Origin of the sequence: Pseudoflavonifractor sp. An44 (genome assembly GCF_002161675.1) — a bacterium.
Classification (GTDB): domain Bacteria; phylum Bacillota; class Clostridia; order Oscillospirales; family Oscillospiraceae; genus Enterenecus; species Enterenecus faecium.
In genome coordinates, this window is the sequence record NZ_NFIH01000001.1 from 1 (window position 1) to 22,881 (window position 22,881).

Here is a 22,881-nt window from a genome sequence, read left to right on the forward strand (position 1 = left end):
GTGGTGTGGGCTGGCTTTTGCATGCCCAAAACGCTGCGGAAGTTCCACATACTGGATTCGTTTTTGCTGTTGAGAGTAAAAAAGGATGTGCCACAAAACTTACGTTTTGCGACACATCCATCCCTTTTTCTTATTTTGGCTGATTTCTCAGCCTAAACCGATTCAATTGCGGCGGCGGCGACGCACCACGGTGACAGCGCCCAGCGCCATCACAGCAGTGGCCAGAGCGGCCACATATCCCATCAGCTGAGCGGAGTCGCCCGTCTGGGGTACATTCTCCGGCTGGTCCGAGGGCTGAGTCTCGCCCTCGGCGGTGAGGCCGTCCATAGCGGCGCTCAGTGCGGCTACGGCATCGTCCACCTTGGCCTGGTCGTCCTCAGACAGGGTGGCATCTGCCATCACAGCCTGGGCAGTGGCCAGAGCGGTGCGGAAGGTGGCGACCGACTCGGCGGTGTAGCCGGAGAGGTCCATGCCCTCGGCCTGGCCGATGAGGTCTTCCAGGATGGACTTGTCCGCCTTGAAGCGCTGGGCCAGGATGGCATTCAGCAGGGCCTCAGCCACAGGCTGAATGTCCTCGTCCATGGCATCCCCATCCGCGGCCACGTCCTTGGCAGCGGCCAGAGCGTCCACCAGCTGCTGCCAGTTGGTCTCCACATACTTGTCGGCGTCCGCCATCATGCCGTCGGCCTTGGTGATGAGCTGCTCCAGCAGGGTCTTGTCACCCTGAGTGAGGCCTAGACCCCAGATACCTTCCAGCAGGTTGTCCCAAGCGGCGTTCACCTGGGCCTGGTCGGCGTTCTCGTCAGCCATCACGGCCTTAGCCTCGGCCAGCGCCTTCTGGAAGGCGGCCACGGCGGAGTCGGTGACACCGTCGGTGGACAGGGTCTCGGCATAGGCGATGGTCTTCTCCAACAGAGTCTTGTCCACATCGCCGGGCTCGGGAGTGGGCTCCGGCTGGCCCAGCACCTCTACGGCAGTGGAATAGGCCATCTGGAAGCCGTCATACTTGGCGGTGACGGTGGCGGTGACAATGGTCTTTCCAGAGCCCGCTGCGGTCACCACGCCGTCCTGATACGTGGCCACGTCCTCATTTTCAGATGTATAGGTCACGGTGACATAGTCCTGGACGCTGTCGGGAAGGGTGAACACCTGGGCGGTCTCCCCTGCCTCCAGCTCCACCTGGGTCTCTGCCTCCTGGATGAAGGCGAAGGGGTTCACCGCCTCATCCCGGTAGTAGAGGTGGTCCAGGGTAAAGCGCAGGGTCCGGACCGCCTGGTCCACCGCTGCAAAGGTGTTCTCCACACCCTCCGCAGCCTCAACGGCCTGAGCCAGACGCTGGGCGCTCTCCGGGGTGAGCAATGTGGTGTCCACCGCACGTGCCTGCTCCAGCAGAGTGTCCAGCTGGAAGCGGTCAAAGGCAGTGACGGTGAAGTCAAAGCTCACCTCATAGCGCAGCAGGCCGTTCTGGAACACTGCCGTGAGGGACACATCGGTGTCCACCTCCGGGCTGGTCACAGTTCCGTCCGTGGCGATGACGTCGGGATTGCTGCTGGTCCAGGTCACATCCATGCCTCCGGCAGTCTGGGGCAGGGTCAGGTCATAGCGCACATTCTGGGCGCTGTCGTTGTCCCCCAGCAGCTGGGCGGCCTCAAGGGTCCCCTCCACACTCTGCTGGAACATAGCCTGGAACTCATCCATGGCCTGCTCCTGCACTTCCTCCTGGGACAGGGCGATGTTGTACACCCGGACCTCATCCACCAGGCCGTCAAACAGGGCATCCCAGTTGTTCACGCCCAGGTAGATGTCCGCATTGGACCCAGTCAGGGGGTTGTTGCTCTGGACGGTACCCAGGCTCACGCCGTCCCGATACAGGGTGGCCTGGCCCTGGGTGCCGGTGATGGTGATCTGGTGCCAGGTGTCGGCGGGCACGGAGGTGGTGGCCAGCGTGGTCCAGCTAAATCCACCGCCATTGCCCCAGAACTTCAGCTTGGAGGTGTTGCTCTGGCTGCCGGACAGGGCCATCCAGTTCTCCGGGTCATGATAGCCCAGAAGGAGCAGCACCTGGTTTTCCGCCAGCGCGGAATGGTTTTTCACCCAGAAGGACACGGTGTACTCGTCCCCCACGTCCTGCTGGTTGAGCTTCAGGCCATAGTCGCCCAGGCGGACCGCCTGGCCGTCCCGCCCCTGTTCATAGACCACTTCCCCGGTGTAGCTGCCCAGTTTGTACCCCAGGGCTTGGGCATCGGTGCCGCCCTCCACCCCGTTGTCCAGGGTGTTCTCAAAGTCGAAAGAGGCCACCAGGCGGTCATCCAGGGTGCCGCCCACCGTCACGTTGGTCTGGGCGGTCTTGGTTACAGACCCCAGGGTCACGGTGGTGGTGATGACGGCGTTGCCGGAGGCCACAGCAGTGACCACGCCGTCCAGGGAGACCTGTGCCACGGTGTCGTCACTGGTCTCATAGATGACGGTGGGGGCAGCTGCTGCCACCACCGGGTGCATGGAGACCTCAATGGACTGGGTGCGCCCCACCACCATGCTCAAGCTGGAGGTGGCGGTGATGCCAGTCTGGTCCAACAGGGTTTCGGTGGAGGTCTCACTGTCATAGAGACGGTAGATCTCCGCCTCACTGAGGGTGCGGTCGTACACCTTCACCTCGTCCACCAGCCCGGTAAACTCCTCGTCCCAGTTGTTGACACCCACATAGATGTCCTGGTCTGCCCCGGTGAGGGGTCCGTTGCTGGTCCCAGACCCGCACAGTTCCCCGTCCAGGTAGGCGGCCACGCCGCCGGAGGAACCCACCAGGGTCAGCTGGTGCCAGCCCCCGCTGAGGTCGGCACTGCCCAGTGTGGTCCAGGAATAGCCGTTGCCGTTGGCCCAGAAGCGGCTATTGGTCAGGCCGTCGTGTTCTGTTCCGCCCACAGCCAGCCACTTCTCCGGGTTATGATAGCCCAGGAAGAGGACGCTCTGGTTATACACCACCGAGCCGTCCCAGTTCAGCCACAGGGACACGGTGAAGTTGTCCCCCAGGTCCTCCCGGTTCAGCTTCAAGCCGTAGTCCCCCAGCCGGAGGGCCTTGCCCTCCTTACCCGCTTCATAGACGGGGGCGCCGCTGTAGGCATTGAGCCCCGTCACAATGGCGGAGGCACCGCTGCCCCCCTTTTCGTCGGCGAGGGTTTCGCCGTCAAAGGAATAGGCGGCCACCAGTCCGTCCTCCAGAGCCACGCCCTGGGCGCTGGCCTGGAGGTAACCCGGCAGAGAGGTGCTGGTGAACACCATAGCCCCGGCCAACAGGGCAGAGATGAATTTATTGTGTTTCATATCCCTGTCTTCCTCCTCTCAGCGGTAGTCCTGCTCCACCACGGTGATGGTGATGGAGGCCTCATATTGCTTGCCTGCGTACTGGTAGGTGACCCGCAGTTCCTTCTTACCCGTGGTGCTCATGTCCACCTCAGAGGCGTTGGTGGTGTAGGTGTCCACCGTCACATACTGGCCGTCCCCCGTCTGGAGCAGGATGCGGATGTCGTCGGTGTTCAGGGTCTCCCCCACCGTGTACATCCGGGTGGTCTTCTGCACGTCGGCGGGCTGGCTGGTGACCGCGGTGTCCTCGGTGGAGACAAAGAAGGTGGCCTCCTCGTCCTCCACGTCCTGGGCCAGCAGCAGATCGCCGTCCCGGCTGACCAGGTAGTAGCCGGGGTACTTCACGCTCTCAAAGCTCACGCCCTTTCCGGCAAAGCCCTCCAGGGTGCGGAAGGTCATGCGCAGAGCCTCGTCCTGGGTGCCACCGGCGTCCTGGGCCAGCACCACGGGGATGGTGTCCCCGGAGCTGTCCCCGGCGGTGATGTACAGCCCCGGCTTGTTGTTGGACTCAATGGAGACGTACTCCTCCACGCTCTTGTCCGCCTTACCGGGATTGATTTCCCACTCCTTCTCGGTGCCGGTCTGGAAGAAGTCCACCAGAATGTCCTTGCTGCCCCGGGCGGTGAGGCTGGCGGTGCTCCAGTCGGTGATGGGGTAGAAGGAGTCGGACAGGGAGTTTTCAAAGGGCTCGTTGGCCACATAGGCCCCGGTGTAGTCGGTGATGGTGCTCACCGTGCCGGTGAGGCCCACAGCGGTCTTGGCGATGGGGTCGATGGTGCCATCGGCATTGATCTCCATCTTCTCCACACAGGCCACCCGGCGGAAGCCGCTGCCGTGGGGCAGGCTGCCGTCGTGGTAGACAAAGTAGGTCTGACCCTGGAAGTCAAAGACTGCCATGTGGTTGGTGTTGCCTGTGGCAGAGGGCTCCATGAGGATGCCGCCAAACTCCCACTCATTGGTCATAATGTCATCGGTGGTGGCGTAGGCCATCTGCTCCCGCCAGTCGGTGGCAAAGAACATGTAATAGGGGCCAAAATAGTTGCCATTCTCATCCTGCTGCCGGTAGTAGTAGGGGGCCTCGGTGTAGCTGTGGCCCTCAAACTTGTCCTGGTCGTTGAAGATCTCGATGCCGTTCATCTTGCCGATGACAATGTCGTTGGGGGTGCCGTCCTCCGAGTAGTAGCCCACCGAGAGGTGGTCGGGGTCGCCGTCCCGGTCCCGGATGGAGATCATGTCCTCATTGAGCTCGCAGACGAAGAAACGGTTGTTGCCCCAGCCCAGATACCGGTGCTCCACCCCGTTCTCATCCGTCTCCATCCAGATGGTGGGGTCGATGTCCTCCCAGGTGTGGGGGCCGTTGGGGGTGTCGATGTTGCGCACCAGGGGGTGGCCAATGTCCACAAATGGGCCTGTGGCCTGGTCGGCCACCGCCACGCCGATGGACTTACCGCCGCCATTGGCCCGGTCGGCCTCGGTGCAGTAGTACAGATAATATTTGCCATCGCTGCCCTTGGCCACCTGAGAGGCCCAGGCGGACACGTCATCCGCCGCCCAGGAAATGTCCGCGGCGTTGAGGATCTCCCCCTCATAGGTCCAGTTCTCCATATCGGTGGAGGAGTAGCACCGCCAGTCCGGCATGTGATAATACTCGCCGGTGGAGGTGTCATGCCCCACGTAACAGTATACGGTGTCCCCGTCCACCAAAATGGAGGGGTCGCCGCCGTAGAGCACGTCGCCGTTTTCGTCAAAGCCCAGCATGGGATTGCCGGATACACTCTTATCCAGAACTTTCACCTGGGGCTGGGTCTCCTGCCCTGCCACGGCGGCGTAGCCGCCCACGGCAATGCACATAAGCATTGCCGTGGCGGCTGCCACAAACCGTTTTTGTTTCATACGCTGTCTTTACCCCCGTTTCTTTGTTTCAAAGCCGACAACAAACATCAGTCCTGCCAGAGCCAGCAGAGCCACCGCTGCGGGCAGCACCACATTGGCCTGGTCCCCAGTCTGAACGCTTCCGCCCTCCGAGTCGGGCTTCTGGGTAGCCTGGGGCTTGTCGGTGGTCTCGGGCTTGTCCGAGGGCTGAGTCTCGCCCTGGGCGGTGAGGCCGTTCATGGCAGCGGTGAGCGCGGCCACGGCCTCGTCCACAGTCTTCTGGTCCTCCTCAGACAGGGTGGCATCCGCCATCACAGCCTGGGCATTGACCAAGGCTGTGCGGAAGGTGGCCACAGACTCGGCGGTGCAGCCGGAGAGGTCCATGCCCTCAGCCTTGCCGATGAGGCCTTCCAGGATGGACTTGTCCGCCTTGAAGCGCTGGGCCAGGATGGCATTCAGCAGAGCCTGAGCCACAGGCTGGATGTCCTCGTCCATGGCGTCCCCATCTTCCATAACCTTCTTGGCGGCCTCCAGAGCGTCCACCAGATGCTTCCAGTTGGTCTCCACATACTTGTCGGCCTCAGCCATCATGCCGTCGGCCTTGGTGATAAGCTGCTCCAGCAGGGTCTTGTCGCCCTGAGTGAGGCCCAGACCCCAGATGCCCTCCAGCAGGTTGTCCCAAGCGGTGTTCACCTGCTCCTGGGTGGCATCGGTGTCGGCCATCACGGCCTTTGCCTCGGCCAGCGCCTTCTGGAAGGCGGCCACGGCGGAGTCGGTGACCCCGGTGGTGTCCAGCTTCTCTGCATAGGCAATGGTCTTCTCCAGCAGGGTCTTGTCCACATTGCTGGGCTGCTCCACCTCTGTCACGGTGACTACAAAGGTGTCGGTGACGGTGATGGTGTCCTCGGTGTAGGTGACGGTGATGGTCTGAGCCCCCACTTGGTCCTTGTCATACCCGGTGACGCTGGCCTGAGCGGTGACATCCTGGGTGGTGCCGTTGCTGTAGGTGGCGGTGACGGTCATGCCGGTGAGGTCCAGCTCCTCGCCCTGGGTGTACTCGGTCTTGTTAGGAGCGGTGACCTGGATGGACTCCAGCACCACATCCTCCTGATAGGTCAGGTTGTCCATGACCTCTTGCAGGGCCTGGGCAGCGGCGTCCGCCTCCTGGGTGGTCTGAACGGTGGTCAGGGCCTCCTCAGCGGCGGCGATGGCCTGGGCCAGAGCCTGGGCGCTGTCCTGGGTCAGGGCGTCCATGTCGATGCCCTTGGCAGCCTCAAGGGTCTGCTCCAGCAGGTAGGTGCTCACATAGTCCTCGGAGCCATAGGCGCGCTGCAAAGCGTCATACTCCTTGGCGGTAAGAGGCATCACATAGCCGTGGCGGTACTTGCTGGGCATGGAGTACTGGCTGTCGTCCAGCATGGTGAACTCCCCGGAGGACAAATCAGTGGTAATCAGAGGATAGTAGCCCTGGCCTCTGGCGAAGCGGTCCACCATCAGGCACCACTGGTCCTCACCCTCTGCATTCTTCTCATTGAGCTTGAAGATGATAGGACCTTCCACAGCTCCCTGAGCGGCGGGCAGATTGCTGCTCAAGTCCACAGACTCAATGGGAGTGAAGGTGCCCAGCACGGAGTCGGCCACGTCAATCTCGATGATGCCCCGGCTCTCGTTCTTGGTGTAGCGGTAGTACTTGCCATCGCTCTCGATCATGGTGGAGTCGATGACCTTGATGCGCTTGCCGTTGGCATCGGTGCCGCCGGCGTGGTAGAGCACGGGGTCGGTGAAGGTGCGGAAATCACGGGTCTTGCTGTAGTAGATGGCGTGATTCTCATACTCCTGGGCGATGTTGCCCTCCTCGTCCAGCTCAATGGAGGTGGCGGACCAGTACACCACATACTCCCCGGTAGTGTCATCATAGATGAACTCCGGGGCCCAGGTGCATCCGGCGTTCTCGGGGGCGATCTCGGCAATCCAGGGCTCGCTCCAGTTCACCAGGTCGGTGGACTCCCACACCACAATGCCGTGGCTGCCGCTGCCGCCAGCGCCGGGCCAGTTGCCGCCGTTGTGGTAGATGCTCAGGTCGGTGGCGATCATGTAGTACTTGTCGCCCTCGGGCGCCCGGGCGATGAAGTGGTCCCGCAGGCCGCTCTCACCGATGTTGCTGGTGAGCACCGCCTGGTTGTTGTTCAGGTCGGTCCAGTTCAAGCCGTCCTCACTGATGGAGAAGTAGGTCTGCTCGTGGGAAGCAGCGGCCTCGTTGCCGGTGAAGTGGACAAACAGGTAGCCCACATAGTCGTCCTCGGTGACCTCTTCCGCCTTGGCCTTGACCACCACGTCATAGGTCTTGGTCACGGAAGTCTGGCCCTCCTTGGAGAAGACAGCGGTGAGGGTGACGGTCTGGTCCTTCTCGCCACGGGTGACCACACCGGCGGGGGTGGCGTCGTAGTTCTCATGCTCCACCACAGCGGTGCTGATGACGTCCTCGTTGGAGGAGGTCCAGGTGATGCTCACGCCGTCCTGCTCCTGGGGCAGAGTGATGTTGCCCCGGATGTCGTCGGCGTTGGGGATGGTAAAGGTCTCGGCCACCCGTTGCACGTCCTCCAGCATGGCCAGACGGTCCGCCTCGTCCTGCTCATAAGAGGTCTTGACCTCCCACTCAGACATGGCATAGTCGAACACCTTTACGTTGTCGAAGTAGCCGCGGAAGTACAGGTCCTCCCCATAGAAGGACTTGCCCAGATAGGCCTTCAGGTTGTCGCCCAGATCGGAGATGCTGATGCCGGTGTTCTGCTTCTCCGCCACCAGTTCCCCGTCCCGGTAGATGCTGATGCTGTCTCGGGTCACCACCAGCTTGAGGTTCACCCAAGTGCGGCTGTTGTCGGGATAGGCGCCGCTCCAGGAGGCCACCTGCTCCGCACCATAGCTGCTGGTGGTGATAGCCAGCTTCAGGTTGGTGGGCATGGTCTTCAGGAACAAATACTTCTGGTTGTCCTGACCAATGGTAAAGGTGAAGAAGTTGCCCCAGCGGGTCACTTCCTTGACGTCCATGGAGATGGTGACGCTGTCCATGCCGTCGAAGAAGCCCTCGGGGAAGGCCAGATAGCTGTCATTGCCGCCCCAGCCGTCGCTGCTGTCGCCGTCCAAGTAGAGCACCTGGCCGTAGTCGGGGTCCTGGGCGTACACAGCGCCGCCCTCCAGGGTGGCGTTGTTGTCGCCCACGCTGTCCTTGGCGGTCTGGCCGTTGCAGTCCTCGTCAAAGTTGTACTCCAGCACAGGCTGGGCCTCCTGGGCCTCGCCAGCCACCTTCAGGGTCACGGTGATCTCAGAGCCGCCCTTCACAAACTCGTCGTCGGACATGTTCAGCACAGGCACGCCCTCCGAGTCAAAGAACACGGGCTTGACGTAGGCGTGGCGGCAGGCGTCGTACAGGGGATCGCCGCTGTGGTTGGCGTGCTCGGCGGCGTTGCGGGCGTGGTAGACGATGACGGGGTTGCCGTCCTCATCCACGGTAAAGGAGTTGTGGCCAGGGCCGCACAGCTCGTCGTTGAAGTCGCCGCTGGTCATGATGGGATAGGGGGTCTTGGTCCAGGAGTCGGGGTTCAGCAGGTCGCTGGAGGCATCCGCGGTGAGCAGGCCGATGCAGTACTCCGCGCCGGTGCCGGAGGCGGAGAAGGCCATGTACACCTTGCCATTGTTCTGGAGCACAGAGGGCCCCTCATTGACGGTGTAGCGCTGGAGCTCCCAGTAGTACTCCGGCACCGAGATGACCGAGCAGTTGCTGGTCAGCTGGGTGGGGTTGGCGGGGTCCACACTGGCGATGTAGATACTGGACACGCCGTTGGGGTTGTCCGCATTGCGGGTAAAGTCCGCCCAGGCGTAGTAGGCCTTGTCCCCCATCTCAAAGTAAGTCATGTCCAGAGACATGGCGTTGAGGGCTGTGGTATCCCCGGCCTTGAGGTTGATACGCTGCGGCTCGCCCCAGCTGTCGGGGTTGGTGATGTCATCGGCGTTGTTGCACTTGAGCAGGAAGGGGCGCAGATCAAAGCTGTACCCGCTCTCCACCCGGGCGGCGGTGCTCAGGAAGTACCAGGAGTCGCCGATCTTGTGCAGCTCAGGGGCCCAGATGAACTGGCCAAAGCCCTGGCTCTCGCTCTCGTCCCAGATCACATACTCCTGGGCGTCGGCCAGACCCTCGATGGTGTCCGCCACACGGATGACCAGGCGGTCATAGCCGTCCGCCCCGTCCTTGCCGTTGACGGGATAGGAGGCGGTGAAGTAGTACAGGTCCCGCTCCTCGTCGTAGGTGATGCTGGGGTCTGCCCGCTCCTCAATGAGGGGGTCCTGGGCATCGGTGTAGTAGGCACTGCCGCCGATGGTGCCCCGGATGGTGTACTCCACGCCGGGACGGCTGGTGTCCACCTTGTCCAGATCGGAGGTGTTCCAGCGCACATCGTAGGTGCGCTCTTCCCCGTTGGAGTACTGGGCGATCAGCTCACCCACAGCCTCATCCAGAGCCTGCTGGGCATCGCCGTTCTCCTCCACGGTCACCTCCTGGGTCACCGGGGTGATGGAGGTGTTGTAGGGGTTGGAGTACTTGGCGGTGAGCTTGTCATACTCCGCCTGGGTCAGGGGGATGGAGGTGGCCCACACAGCGTCAGAAGGCACACCAGACAGGCTAGAGAAGGTATAATTTGTACTCTCTGCTTTTTCAAACACAGACAAATCCTCAGAGGTATACTGGTACACAGTCCCGGCCTTATCCTCTACATACAAAAGGTATTCCTCTGTGGTCAAATCGTACACGCACGCCAGCTTGGCGATGCTGGACACGCCGGGCAGGGACACCGTGCGCTCGTTGGTGTAGTCGATGAGATCGTCCGAGTCGTACACCAGGATGGTGGAGTTGTTGCCGCCATCCCCGGCGATCATGGCAAAGCGGTCTCCATCTGCCTTGCGCAGCAGCACGGGAGACACATAGGCCTTGGCCCCCAGGGTGGTGTACATGATGGGCTGGTCCTTGTGCAGAACAGTAAAGGTGCCGTCTGCCTCCTCCTGGGCGATCTTCATGCCGCCGGTCTGGCCACGCAGGCCATCGGTGGACAGATCGGGGTCATTGCTCACATAGGAGGCGATGTCCGCGCCCTGCTCCAGCACCACCAGCTTGATGTCCTTGGTCACATCGTCGGCCCCATCCAGGCTCAGGGTGGCGGTGAGGGTCACGGCGGCGTTGCCGTTCTGGGGGCGGGTCACGTTGCCCTCAGACGTGATAAACTCCTCATCGCTGGAGGTCCAGGTGATGGAGGCAGCCCCGATGGAGTCGGGCAGCTCCAGGTCTCCGGCAATGTAGCCAGCGCCCAGGGTCAGCTGGTCCCGATAAATGGCCAGATCGCCATTGGGGTTCTGCTTGGGCACCGTCACGGTAAACTCCTTGGTGTCAGACACCTGACCCAGGGAGATGGTGGCGGTGAGGGTCACCTGGGTGTCTTCCTCCGGGCGTACCACGGTGCCATCGGGAGCGATGACATCGGGATTGCTGGAGACCCAGGAGATGGTGGTGTAGCCGCTGCTGCCCACGGTGGGCAGGGTCAGGTCCATGCTGGCCATGTCAGCCACGGTCAGAGCGGCCTTGTCCCCCGCCACAATGGCAGCGGCCTCGGTCTCGTCGGACAGGTACTCGGTGCGTACCTCGTCCTCGCTGAGGGCCTTGGAATAGACCTTGAAGTCATCCATCTTGAAGTCCCCAGAGTTCCAATAGTGGGGGCTGGCGGTGCCCAGATAGATAAACTGGGTGGTGGAGACAACGTCCAGCATGTAGTCGGTACCCTTCCCCGGGTTGACGCCCTGGGTGGAGGGAGTCAGCTCCTTGACCAGAGCCCCATCCTTATACATGCGAATCTGCTGGCTGTCCATCACCACGGTGACATGCTCCCAGCCGCCATCCTTGGTGACGGTACCGCCAAACTCCTTCATGTCCTGATAGGTGGCGGCGCCGGGATTGTCGTTGAAGTAGATGCTGCCGTTGCTGGACATGCCATAGAATCCATCGGCGTTGCCTGTGCCGGAAGAGAAGCTCCAAATGCCCAGCCAGGTGTCCACGGCGTTGGCGTCAATCCATGCGCTCACCGTGAACCCCCCGGACAGGTCTTCGCCGTACAGCGGGTTGTCGGTCTTGACCCAGCTCTTCCCGCTGCCCGACTTCATCACCTCGCCCCGGGTATCATCGGTGACGAGGGTGGGCTGGCTGGAGCCTTCTCCAGTACCCACGGTGCCGGGATGGACGGAATCTTGCCAGTTACCATTGAACTGGTAATTGGCCACGAGACTGTCCCCAGGTGAAGCCGCTTTGGCCTGCACCATGCCAGGAACTGCCACGTAGCTGGACAGCATGCCTGCCGCCAGCAACATTGAAAGAACTTGCTTTTTCATATGCCCCTCCTATGTTATAAGGTTGATTTCATCATACAACTTCCTAAATTTGTAGTCAACGAAAAGTGCACATTTTTTACAGATTTGTGAGGAGCCAACAATACAATTTTGTAGATTTCACTCAATTCCCAGTACATTACGTGTTATGTCCCTTTGATTGTTTTCAAAAAGAAATATAATCCAGCCCTCTGGATACCCACAGGCAACTTTGCTCAATTGGCTTTATTATACAATTTTATATTTTTCCTAAAAATATTCTCTCTTTTCTCCTCCTTCCGCCCTATCGGTTTCTATCGTGCAGGAAATGTTACCACCAAAAAAACATGAAGATAGCAAAAGTCCGGTGCAGAACGTCACGTTCTGCACCGGACTTATCATCATGATAGAAGTAGCTGGGGTTCTCACCACAGAAAGGCAATGGCATAGAGCGCTGACACGCCAAATAGAGACAACATGGCCAGCACCACAAGAGCCACTGCTCCGCCCAACATCTGCCGAATCAGCCCCTGGCCCTGATGGGCCGCCAGAGGGGCAAATACCGTCAAGTAGCCGCCCCACAGCATCAGACAGGCGATTCCAGCGGGATACCAGGCTTGGTGCAACACCAGCTTGGCAAACTCCAGCATGGGTGGCCGCTGGGCCAAGCTCTCCACCAGCCAGCGCTCCCAGGCTACGGGCGGAGCGTGGAGAATAAACTGCTGCACCGTCTCAGGTAGATGACGCCACAAGTTCTCGTCCATCTGGGCCAGCAGAGACACCGCTCCGCTCTTGTACAGCACCACCGCCATCACCCCCAGGCCCAACAGCATTCGTACTATACACAGCACCGTGGCCCACAAGGGATGCCCGTCCTTCTCCTCTTTTTTCTTTTTGGACCTTCTGAGTTTGAAGGATGGAAGGGAGATGGACCGGGACGGTGCACTCCGCCGCTGCTTGGTGCGCTGCTGTGGGGCGGGAGCGCTGGGGCTGGGACGGCGGCGCTCCACCACCCGCCAGTTGACGCGACACGCCCACTCTGCAGCAGCCCGCTGGGGTGTATCCACGGGGGCCAGGCGGTCCGCCGCAGCACGGATGGCAGCGTCCTTCTCCCTGCCCTGTTCCACATGGTCCAGGTATGTTGCATAGAGGCCCGCTCTGGCAAAGGCCTCCAACATCGCTCCATAGGGGGCCAGGGCCGGATTGGTCCGGGCCAGCTGGCCAATCTTGGGGTCTCCCAGCACTTTGGTGCCGTAGCGACGTACCAGCTCCCGCAGCGCATGCTGGGCCTCGCCCTGCCCATTGCGCTGCATATGACTCTCTCTTGACTCCTCTCTGGGTTGTAGCCCATGATTTGGATTCAATTCTAATTTCACCACTTTCGCCTTCTTGGGCGGCGTCTCTCACACCGCCTCTGGAATTGGCCCTTATCATACCACAGTTTCAGAAATAAAGTCAAATGACAAGAGACGGTTCCTCCCATGGGAGAAACCGTCTCTCTTGTACCAATCAGTGGGCCAGAAGCGCCTGCACGCCGAAGAACAACAGCACCAGCGCACCCAGCACAATGCGATACCAGCCAAAAATCTTGAAGTCGTGTTTTTTCACAAAGTTCATGAGGAATCGGATGCATACCACCGACACCACAAAGGACACCACAAAGCCCACAGCCAGAATGGCGGCCTCTTCCCCGGTGAAGACGGGCTCCCCTGCCATCAGCTTCTCGGCAAAGAACTTGCCCAGCTTCAAAATGCTCACGCCCACCATGGTGGGGATGGCCAGGAAGAAGGAGAATTCAGCGGCGGCGGGTCGGGCGCAGCCAATGAGAATGGCGCCCAGAATGGTGGCTCCAGAACGGGAGGTACCGGGGATGATGGACAGGGTCTGGAACAGGCCGATAAGTAAAGCGGTCTTCCAGGTGATGTCTCCGGTACTGCGAACAGAGGGGGTCCGGTGCAGGTTCTCCACATAGAGGAACCCAAGGCCATAGATGATCAGAGCAGCGGCCACCACCCAGGGGGTCATGAGGTGCTCATCCATCCAGTCGTTCAGGGGCAGGCCCACCACCGCAGAGGGGATGCAGGCCAGCACCACCTTGCCCCACAGGTTCCAAGTGTCCCGTTTCTGGCGGACAGACTTGCGGGGAGAAAATGGATTGAGCCGATGGAAAAACAGCAGCAGTACCGCCAGAATAGCGCCCAACTGAATTACATAGCGGTACATATCCATAAATTCTGTGGTGACGTTGAGCTTGATGAACTCATCCACCAAAATGAGGTGTCCCGTAGAGCTGATGGGCAGCCACTCCGTAATGCCCTCCACCACGCCTAGGAACAGAGACTTTAACAGTTCCAATACTAGCATAGAAAAACTCCCTTGTATGTCAGATTTACAACACATTCACCGTGTGTTTTCCCACGGGTGTCCTGGGTGCACATCCCCACGGCTCCCCTGCACAACGGCTGAGCCTATCTTTGACATCATACCATTTGGCGCGCCATTAATCCAGTGTAAATCGAAATCTTAAGAAATTTCTTAGACTGATCCTTTGGTTTCTTTACCTGTGGCTCAGCCATTCTGGCAGCCATCTCATGAAGAAGCACATGACAAGGGTAATTCCCACCGAAAATGCGATTATAATCAGGAGAATACGCCCAAGGGTTCCCAAAGTGCGCAGGATGCTGTGAAGTGCCGTCTGCTTTTGACCAGGCCTTGGCATATATGCAGGGATACTCTTCCCCTGGATGTCGTACTTCTTCACATAGTAGGCCTTCCACAATTCGCTGCACCCCATCCCTAGCATTAAACCGATGGCCAGGAACAGCCAAACCGCAAAATTGACTGCAATTGTCTGCCCCACATTCGCAAAAAGCACTTTCCCCAACCGCTGCCCCATCCTTCCAGATAGTGCTCCAATACACGCAAGCCCAGCCAAGGACCCACCGAGTACCGTTTTCTTCCCCACCCGCCTGTTTCTTTTCTTCGCTCGCTCTTGTGCCCTATAAAATCTTCCGCTTTGAACACGCCACCAAGTAATTCCAAAGTCCAATATGTTGATCAACAGCCACACACCAACCAGAAGCAGATAGTACCAAATCCCGTACATCCCTGTCACTTCCAAAATGGTCAAGGCCATCAGCAAAAACATGACTCTGGTAAACAATCCACTGACACCAATGTTGAGAAACTTTTGGAAATAAGTAAGCGTCTGTAACTTCTGTTTTAGAATCGCTATTAGCACACAATACCCCAAAAGTAATACAACTAACAGAGTGGAACATACAAATCGATGTGAACTCACGGCTGCAATGAAAAAAATGGCGGTAAATCCCCCACAAATGATACCATCCAAAGACGTGAAGTCCAGATTAAACCCATCGGAGTCTGCCCACCTGACATATGCCTCCGCATATTCTCTCTTCAAACATCATCCCTCCACTCTACACGTACCCCCATCATACCCTACTCTCCATACATCGGCAAGAGCCCCGTGAACCAAATTGTTCACGGGGCTCTCTAACATCTCAAATTCGGTTGGGATGCTTAGTACAGCTTGGCGCCGGCGGGGATGTGGTCATCCACCATCAGCAGATGCAGCTTCTCCACGCCCTCCTCGTGGTGGACAGCGGAAATCAGCATGCCGCAGGAATCGATGCCCATCATAGGACGGGGAGGCAGGTTGGTGATGGCGATGCAGGTCTTGCCCCCAGCTCCTCGGGCTCATAATACTCATGGATTCCACTCAGAATCACCCGATCGGTGCCGGTTCCGTCGTCCAGAGTGAACTTCAGCAGCTTCTTGGACTTCTTCACAGCCTCACAGGCCAGCACCTTCACGGCACGGAAATCAGACTTGGAGAAGGTCGCAAAGTCCACGAAATCGGAGAACAGAGGCTCGATCTCCACCTTGGAGAAGTCGATCTTCTCCTCCACCTTCACAGAGGCAGCAGGAGCGGCCACAGCGGCGCTCTCGGACTTCTTGGGCATATCCAGAGGCTTCATGGTGGGGAAAAGTTTTCCCAACAATTCGTACATCGTCATATTCATTCAAATCCTTTGTTTTGCTTACTTTCCCGAACTTCATACTCATTCATATTACATCAGGAAAAAAGCAAAATTGTTGTCAATCTGCTGTCCTCGCAGAATTTTTGTTGTCAGGACTCACACCGAGAACCCTTCTCAAAAGATGTCCAACTTCGATAAGTTGTTAAATGATTCCTGCTTCTTCTGATCTGTAGCTTCAGCATAGATATCCATCGTCGTTTCAATATAATGGTTTCATATTTTTCTTTCGGTAAATTACTCCTCGATTGAAAAGAGTGCTTTAATCATTTTTGCAACTTCATCTGGAGCCGGATTTGTATTGTCAAGTTTCATATAGTTCTCAAACGGCAGTTCTTCGCCGTCATAGGAATTAAGGCGATACTTTTCGCTCGTTGCCCTCATTTCAGATTCGCTCCAATTGAGATCACGCTTCCGTTTGCTTTTTTATCCCCGGCATTTTATCCCCCTGCGGGGATAGGACAACCGCCCGGTATGTTTATCCCCGTTCATAATTGTTGATATAGGGATTATACCGTCTAATTTTGTAGATTTTTCCGAGATTTTCCGTAGAATTTTCGTAGTCGGTCGCAAGTTTAGACAAGAACAAACAACAAAATGCTGTATAATGTCAAATTTTACCGCCCTTTGAATACTGCACCGTAAGAAAAGACTTTATGGCTCAAATAAATAGGGGAAACGACCTGCTATCAGGTCGTTTCCCCTATTTATTCCGTAATATCCTCAAAACAAAAGCCAACTTCTCGAACACAACGGATAGCAGAAGGTAAGCTGAGTGCTATCTCACGAAATTTTCTGCGCAGGCCGTATACATGACAGCTTACCGCATTGGCTTCATTTCCCATTGGATCTTCTCCCCATACAGCCTCATAAAGCTGCCTGTATGACAACACCCGCCCTTCATACAAGGCCAGTCGGTAAAGTAGTTCATACTCTTTTGTTGTCAGTAATACCTCCTGCTGATTATAGTATACCTTTCTTTTTCCTGTGTCAATTATGAGGTGGTTAAAAATCAATGTCGGTTCAACTACCATTTCAATCAGCTTCAAATCAGGATGACGCTCCAAAATCTTTGAAATTTCCTCTAAAGCAACATTATCCTGGTCTGATAGTTCCAAAATCACAATTCGTTTGATAGTCCCACCTTCCTTCTAAAACGGCCGCCATCTGTCTGATGGCGGCCGTAAAATGTTATATATTCTGTTCCTTTTTCTTTCTGCTGTAAAGCGTCATGCCATAGACGCCGGCTCCGGATGCAGCCAGAAGACCAATCCACAGCATCATGTTGCTGCCGTCCCCGGTCTGCGGAATCGTTGTATCGGAAGACTGATCGCCCGCGCCGGTCTGCTCTCCGTCCTGAACCGTACTGGTTTCAAACGGTGTGTTGGAGCCAAGGATAGCATACTGGCTCAGATGGGTAGTCTCAAACACCAGGAAGTCACCTTCCACCACTGCATCAAAGCGTTCCAGCTCTTCGCCCAGATATACCGCCTGGTAGTATTTGTAGCCCTTCAGGTGGTCGTTCATCGGGATTTTGACCGTCATGGGGTTATCCTTGATTTCCAGAGCTTTACCGTCTTTTCTAACGCTGATCTCGTAAATGGACAGCAGGCCCGGCAGCTCCTCTTTCAGTTCCGGACGGCTTCCCAGCACGCTTTCCTGTGCAATGGTGTCGGCATAAAGCTCTGCTCCCTCTGGCACGCCGTCGGTCAGGGAGATGGAAACGCCGGTTTCGGAAGCAGTCAGATCTTTGACGCCAGTATCCTCACCAGGTTTTGTTCCAGGATCAGTGCCCGGATCGGTAGAAGTCCCGGACGGGGATACTTTGATCACATCATTGGTGCAGTAGTAGCTATACATGCCGGTCTTTACCACGTTGGTGGTATAGCCTGCCGGAATATCTTCTTCGGTCGCACCGCTGACGCCTTCTCCAGCCACAGGCACTACAATTTTTGTCAGGGTTGTCTGACCCCAATCCTCCGCAGTTACGTTATCAACGGCGGTCTGATAGACCAACCACTGGGAATGATTCGGGTCTACTCCCCAATAAAACCTCTGCCCGTCCTTGATCAGCACTGTCATAGAGCTGATATCGCCTATTTTGGCGCTGATGGTTTCCCCTGAGTCGGTATATCCCTCAGGCAGAGCGTCCTTTTCAAGTCCGTCAACGGTAGCAATTTGAACGGCAAGATATTCATTTTGGCTAGGAAGTCCTTCCACCTTCACCAGCTCGTGGATATAGCCCACAGGCTTGCCGTTTGTTAAATCGCTGTCGGTGTAGATTGTTCCGTAACTAACGCCGTATTTCTTTCCGTCCTCGCCCTTGGTGAGAACCTTCCAGTCTTGAGCAACATAATGACTTTCATATATGACATTTTCCCATTCGGTGGTCTCCCCCTCGATGCCGGAATTGGCGGTCAGGGCAAGCTCTGTTTCCAGATTACCTGTGAAGGGAAGGGTTGAGGATGTTGTCGATACAAAGGCCGCAGAATAAGTGTTTTCACCTGCGCTCTTATACGCTGTCACAGAAGCGTTTGAGCCGACCTTGAGCAGACCCTGTGTTCCCTCGGCCATAAAGCGGATCGCCGCAGTCTGAGACGTTTTGTTTTCATTGATGGTCAGGGAGCCGTCTCCGGTAATTTCCAGATTGCCGCCCCAGCCGAAGCCCCATACAACCAGTTCGGCGATATGATTGTCACCCACCAGATGAAGCTTCAAATCGTCGCCCATCTCGTTGGTGGCAAGGGTCATTTCCGGGTGGTTGTAGTTTGTCAGGGTGATGGTGTTGGTAGCCTTGTCATAGACAGCGCCCTCCACCGTGTCAGCCTCGCCGCCGTTGCTATAAAGTACATAGCCATCGGGTTCTTCTACACTGCTATCATACAGCTGCACCCATGCAGCGCTCATGTCCCCGGACGAGGGGCCGTTCTCCGCAAACGCCGGCACAGCCATTCCAACAGCCATACAAAGCGTCAGCAGTCCTGCAAGCAGTTTTCGCTTCAATTTCATAACTGATTTTTCTCCTTTCAAGATAACATTCATGTGAATAAACGGTTTGATCATTCTCTTTGGGGTATCACCGCCTTTTTCTCTATATTTCTATGCCATCCGTTCCCCGGTGCGCCGGTTCAGGCAGCCAGGGCGGAACGAATAACCTTCTTTGCCGCAGTTAAAGTTCTTTATGCTTTGGTGAATACCAAAGCATAAAGAAGGGATATTCCTTCTTGAAAAGGATACCGGCTGCGCCGGGGCGGGCTGTGGGTTTTGCACGAAGCCCGCCCGCAGGCGCTTTTGCCGGTTTTGTTTTATCTTTAAGCCTTATTTCCCGGCCGCTGTTTTTTCCCGTTTGTAGAACAGCATCCCCAGCAATCCGCCGCAGGAGGCCAGCATCAGGCTGATCCACAGCGCCATATCGCTGCTGTCCCCGGTCTGGGGGTTTTCTGTTTGCCCAGAAGGCTTGCCCTGCTGTTCGGGTTTGGCTGGGTCGGTTGGGTCAGCCGGGTCAGCGGGGTCTGTCGGGGTGGTCGGGTCAGTCGGCCCAGCCGGATCGGTGGGATCTGTTGGAGTAGTGGGGTCAGTTGGGTCGGTGGGGTTAGAACCAAGGATTGCGTACTGGCTCAAATGGTCGGTTTCAAACACGAGGAAGTCTCCTTCCACCACCGCGTCAAAGCGTTCCAATGGGTCGCCCAGATACACCGCCTGATAGTATTTGTAGCCTTTCAGGTGGTCGTTCAGCGGGATTTTCACCGTCATGGGATTGTCCTTGATTTCAAGGGTTTCCCCATTCTGGCGGACGCTGATGTCGTAAATGGACAGCAGGCCCGGCAGCTCCTCTTTCAGCTCCGGACGGCTTTCCAGTACGCTTTCCTGCGCGATAGTATCAGCGGAAAGGGTCGCGTCCTCCGGCACACCGTCGGTCAGGGAGATGGAAACGTTGGTGTCGGAGTCGGTCAGCTCGGTAACATTTTTCTCCCACACAGCATAAAGCTGTATGTCATAGATACTGGTGGAAGCGGGGTTTTCACCGTATTGTAAGCTGCGGTAATAGCTTTCCCAATCGGCAAACCAGTCAGAATTTGCGGTGTTTGCAATTATGCTGTTACGTTCGCCAGACGGCGAGAAAGACCAGCCCGCAAAGGTATAACCCTCACGCACAGGAGCTACTGTGCTGACATCGAAGAACTTGCTGTCTTCTGTGCCTGTCTCGTCAATTTCACGGACAGCTTTTTCCCCGTCCTTCAATGCTCCGCCGTTGGGATTGAAAGTAACCGTACAGCCGCTTATAAAGATTGGCGCCAAGTTTTTGTCCTCTGCCCCATATCTTAAACCGTTTTCAAAATCAAAGGTTATAATGGTTTTACCGTCTTTTACCGTTTTTGTTTCACCCAAACCAATAATTGTATCATACCCTGATTCTCTCCAGTTTTTAAAATGATAGCCGGGCCGAACAGGATTTGGCAGAACAATCTGCTGCTCTTCCCGCTGGATATAATAGCGGTCAGGCAAATCCGCCAATTCTTCCTCGGTAAAATAGTTTTCCACGCCTTCATAGTTTATATTGTAATAAGGCTCATAAAAGGTAACATAGAACTGAGAGAAACCTCCGCCATACATCGATCGTACAGGCCCATGACCGACGTGTCCGCAGCCTTCTGTGCCCACTTCCTCGCCTTCGGCTCCCTTGCCGCCGGCATAACAAGCTGTTAAAAGCATGGGTAAACCAGTATTGTTAACATATCCTGCATTGAAAGTATGCCCCGGAAGTTCGCATGCCGCTTCCAAAGCGGACTGTAAATTACTATATTCTTCTTCCCCATAGGCTGATGGGTCGATCTCTAATAACTTGTTTTCAATGGCAATCTTTATCGCATTGTCATAATATTTTGTTATGGGTTCCAGCTTTGACAAATCCGGCGTGCTGGTTGTTAAATAGCCATCACTTACATACCTCGGTTCATGAGCACTGTAATTAGAATTAGGAATATTAACATATCCCAAATACAGGTCTGCATTAAAGAATTGAACCGTAGTTATATACTTCCAATACTGATAGTCCGCCGTGACACACCCGCAATTGCCCTTGTGAATGTCCATGTTGGGCTGTGCGGTGAAACTCTCGCCGGGCATAACCAGTATATCCATGTTGGTTCTAGGCGTATCCTCATTCAAAACGTGGTCTACGTGTGTGTATTGCGGTCCCTCCGCGCCCGGCTCCTGTTCAGCAGGCGTAGTGGCTGCGGCTGCCGGTACGGCCATTCCCGCCGTCATGCAAAGCGTCAGCAAACCTGCAAGTATTTTTCGCTTCATGATTGTTTCCTCCTTGTCAAATAAGATTGTTTATCCTTTGGTGTAAGCAAAGGATAGAAGGGGCGCCCCTTCTAAAAATTTTTCCTGCCGGCTGCCTGGGACAGGTTTTGCATGAAGCCCCGCCTGCAGGCGCTTTTGCCGGTTTTGTTTTATCTCTCAGCCTTATTCCTCGACCACCACCTTTTTCCGCCTGCAGTCCAGTATTCCCAGCACGCCGCAGGAGACCAGCAGAACGATATAGACGGCGTTTTGCCCTTTATCGCACTGGAGCGCTCTGCGGGAGAGCGGCGCCCTGCATTTCGGACAGAATTTCACGCTTGGGGCCGGCCGCTGTTCCTTACACAGCATAATGCCGATCCTGCACGAAACAGCGGCGGTTGATCATCAGCTCGTTCTCAAGGTACTGGGCAACCTTATCGGCTACGGCGGTCACCGCCCGTTCCTCTCCCTGGGCCGACAGGCCGGGACAGGGTTCACGCATGGAAACCGTCAGTCCGGTCCCCACATCCTGTATCTCTGTCGAAAGGCTGAAGGTGCTGACGTTCCCGTAAACCGAAAGCCGGGCGACCACCGCGCCGCTTTCATTCTTCCAGTATTCCGCCCCCTCCGCGTCCAGCACGTCGTAAACGGCCATCTGCACATACCGCCGGACATAGGGAAGGAGCCTTTTCACCTGACGCATTCCGTTTCCCTCCTTGTCATGTATTCCTTGTTTGCGGTTTTCCGCCGCTTCCCTATTCGATGTAACCGCTGATGGGCTCTGCATACATTTTGGTTTCAGTCACCGGCTTGTAGCGGTCACTGCCGGTGCTTTCATACCATCCGGCCTCCGCCCGGTAGATTTCGCCGGTCTGCGTGTCGTACACGCGCTCGTAGCCGCCGGTTTCGTCGCTCTGCATCTGGCTGGTGATGTCCTGCTCGACGTTCCGGTCCTCCCAGGCCGCCATGATGATTTCCAGCCTCTCGTTGGTGATGCGGCTGATTTCCTTTGACATCGCCACCTTTTCTTCACCGGCCTGCTCAGTGGCTTTTACGAAACTCTCAGAATAGGCGAGCGTTCCAAGGCATTTGGTGAGGACGCTCTCCCATTCGATGAAGGTATCCTTCGCGGCGGTGACCGCCATGACGTTGTATGCCATGTAGTAGCCGCCGTCCGCCCAGGGGATGATATATCCTACCGGCAGTCCTGCGGCAATATCAACGCTTCCGAAGTCCACCACCGACGCGGCGAACATCCCCTCGCCTTCCTTGCCGTTTTCGGTAAAGGACGCCCGCAGCGTCTCTTCTCCCAGAGCATACGAGGACAGGAGGCTGGCCGAGGCAAAGCGGTCGGTCACGGCAAAGCCGTCAAACCGGGGGAAGGTATAGCCGGCATAGCTCGGCTCCCACTGCTCTGCAAACGCCGCGTATTCCGAAAACAGCTTGAAAAAGTTTTCGGTGGAGGGGGTTGTCAGCACCGGCGCCTGGGAAAGCATCTGCGCCCATGTGTTCCCCATGGTGACGTTATACGCATAGGCGTCCTTTCCCTCCTGGCTGTGCAGCAGGCCCTCCGCCTTCAGCAGGACAAACATCTGGTTGAGGGGCTGGCTGGGATCCTGCACCCGGATGGAATGGTACATGGCCGTACCGCCGCTGGTGACTGTCCAGCCCTTGGGGATCTGCAGGCTGAAATCCGCCGTTTCATACAGCTCGGTTTCGATGGACCTGGCCGCTGTCTCAGTGATTTTTACGTCGTTTTCTTCTTTCGTGATGGTCCCGTCGCTGTTGACGACAGGCTCCTTTCCGCCCGGCTGCCCCTGCCCGGCGCAGCCGGCGAGGGAGAGCGCCAGCGCCGCCGCCAGCAGCAGGGATAATACGCTTTTCTTTTTCATAGCAGAACGCC

General features: G+C 57.0%; 11 protein-coding genes and 1 pseudogene. All 12 read right to left on the bottom strand.

Going from position 1 to position 22,881, the window contains the following annotated elements; translation table 11 throughout:
* Positions 1–162: 162 nt before the first annotated feature.
* On the bottom strand, positions 163–3,318 hold the full coding sequence (locus tag B5F98_RS00005) for a LamG-like jellyroll fold domain-containing protein (RefSeq protein ID WP_087369082.1): 3,156 nt from the start codon (positions 3,316–3,318) through the stop codon (positions 163–165).
* An 18-nt stretch (positions 3,319–3,336) separates the two neighbouring features.
* On the bottom strand, positions 3,337–5,250 hold the full coding sequence (locus B5F98_RS00010; protein WP_087369083.1) for a family 43 glycosylhydrolase: 1,914 nt from the start codon (positions 5,248–5,250) through the stop codon (positions 3,337–3,339).
* 9 nt (positions 5,251–5,259) lie between these two features.
* Entirely contained in the window at positions 5,260–11,655 is a 6,396-nt protein-coding gene (locus tag B5F98_RS00015) for a family 43 glycosylhydrolase (protein WP_087369084.1), read from the bottom strand.
* Positions 11,656–12,056: 401 nt separating this feature from the next.
* Positions 12,057–12,944 (bottom strand): hypothetical protein, encoded by an 888-nt coding sequence (locus B5F98_RS00020; protein WP_087369085.1) that lies wholly within the window; start codon positions 12,942–12,944, stop codon positions 12,057–12,059.
* 196 nt (positions 12,945–13,140) lie between these two features.
* A complete protein-coding gene (locus B5F98_RS00025; protein WP_087229391.1) occupies positions 13,141–13,995 on the bottom strand; it encodes an undecaprenyl-diphosphate phosphatase in 855 nt (284 codons plus the stop codon).
* Between the two features lie 193 nt (positions 13,996–14,188).
* Entirely contained in the window at positions 14,189–15,055 is an 867-nt protein-coding gene (locus B5F98_RS00030) for a hypothetical protein (protein WP_087369086.1), read from the bottom strand.
* Between the two features lie 119 nt (positions 15,056–15,174).
* Positions 15,175–15,668: pseudogene (locus B5F98_RS00035) on the bottom strand (lysine--tRNA ligase); the annotation flags it as partial.
* Positions 15,669–16,399: 731 nt separating this feature from the next.
* Complete coding sequence (locus B5F98_RS00040; protein WP_071442147.1) at positions 16,400–16,816, bottom strand: winged helix-turn-helix domain-containing protein; 417 nt, start codon at positions 16,814–16,816, stop codon at positions 16,400–16,402.
* A gap of 67 nt (positions 16,817–16,883) precedes the next feature.
* Positions 16,884–18,755 (bottom strand): LPXTG cell wall anchor domain-containing protein, encoded by a 1,872-nt coding sequence (locus B5F98_RS00045; protein WP_143482685.1) that lies wholly within the window; start codon positions 18,753–18,755, stop codon positions 16,884–16,886.
* 255 nt (positions 18,756–19,010) lie between these two features.
* Complete coding sequence (locus B5F98_RS00050) at positions 19,011–20,999, bottom strand: InlB B-repeat-containing protein (RefSeq protein WP_087369088.1); 1,989 nt, start codon at positions 20,997–20,999, stop codon at positions 19,011–19,013.
* 337 nt (positions 21,000–21,336) lie between these two features.
* A complete protein-coding gene (locus tag B5F98_RS00055) occupies positions 21,337–21,681 on the bottom strand; it encodes a hypothetical protein (protein ID WP_087369089.1) in 345 nt (114 codons plus the stop codon).
* Positions 21,682–21,733: 52 nt separating this feature from the next.
* Positions 21,734–22,870, bottom strand: coding sequence for a hypothetical protein (locus B5F98_RS00060; protein WP_087369090.1), 1,137 nt, complete (start codon positions 22,868–22,870; stop codon positions 21,734–21,736).
* Between the last annotated feature and the right edge of the window lie 11 nt (positions 22,871–22,881).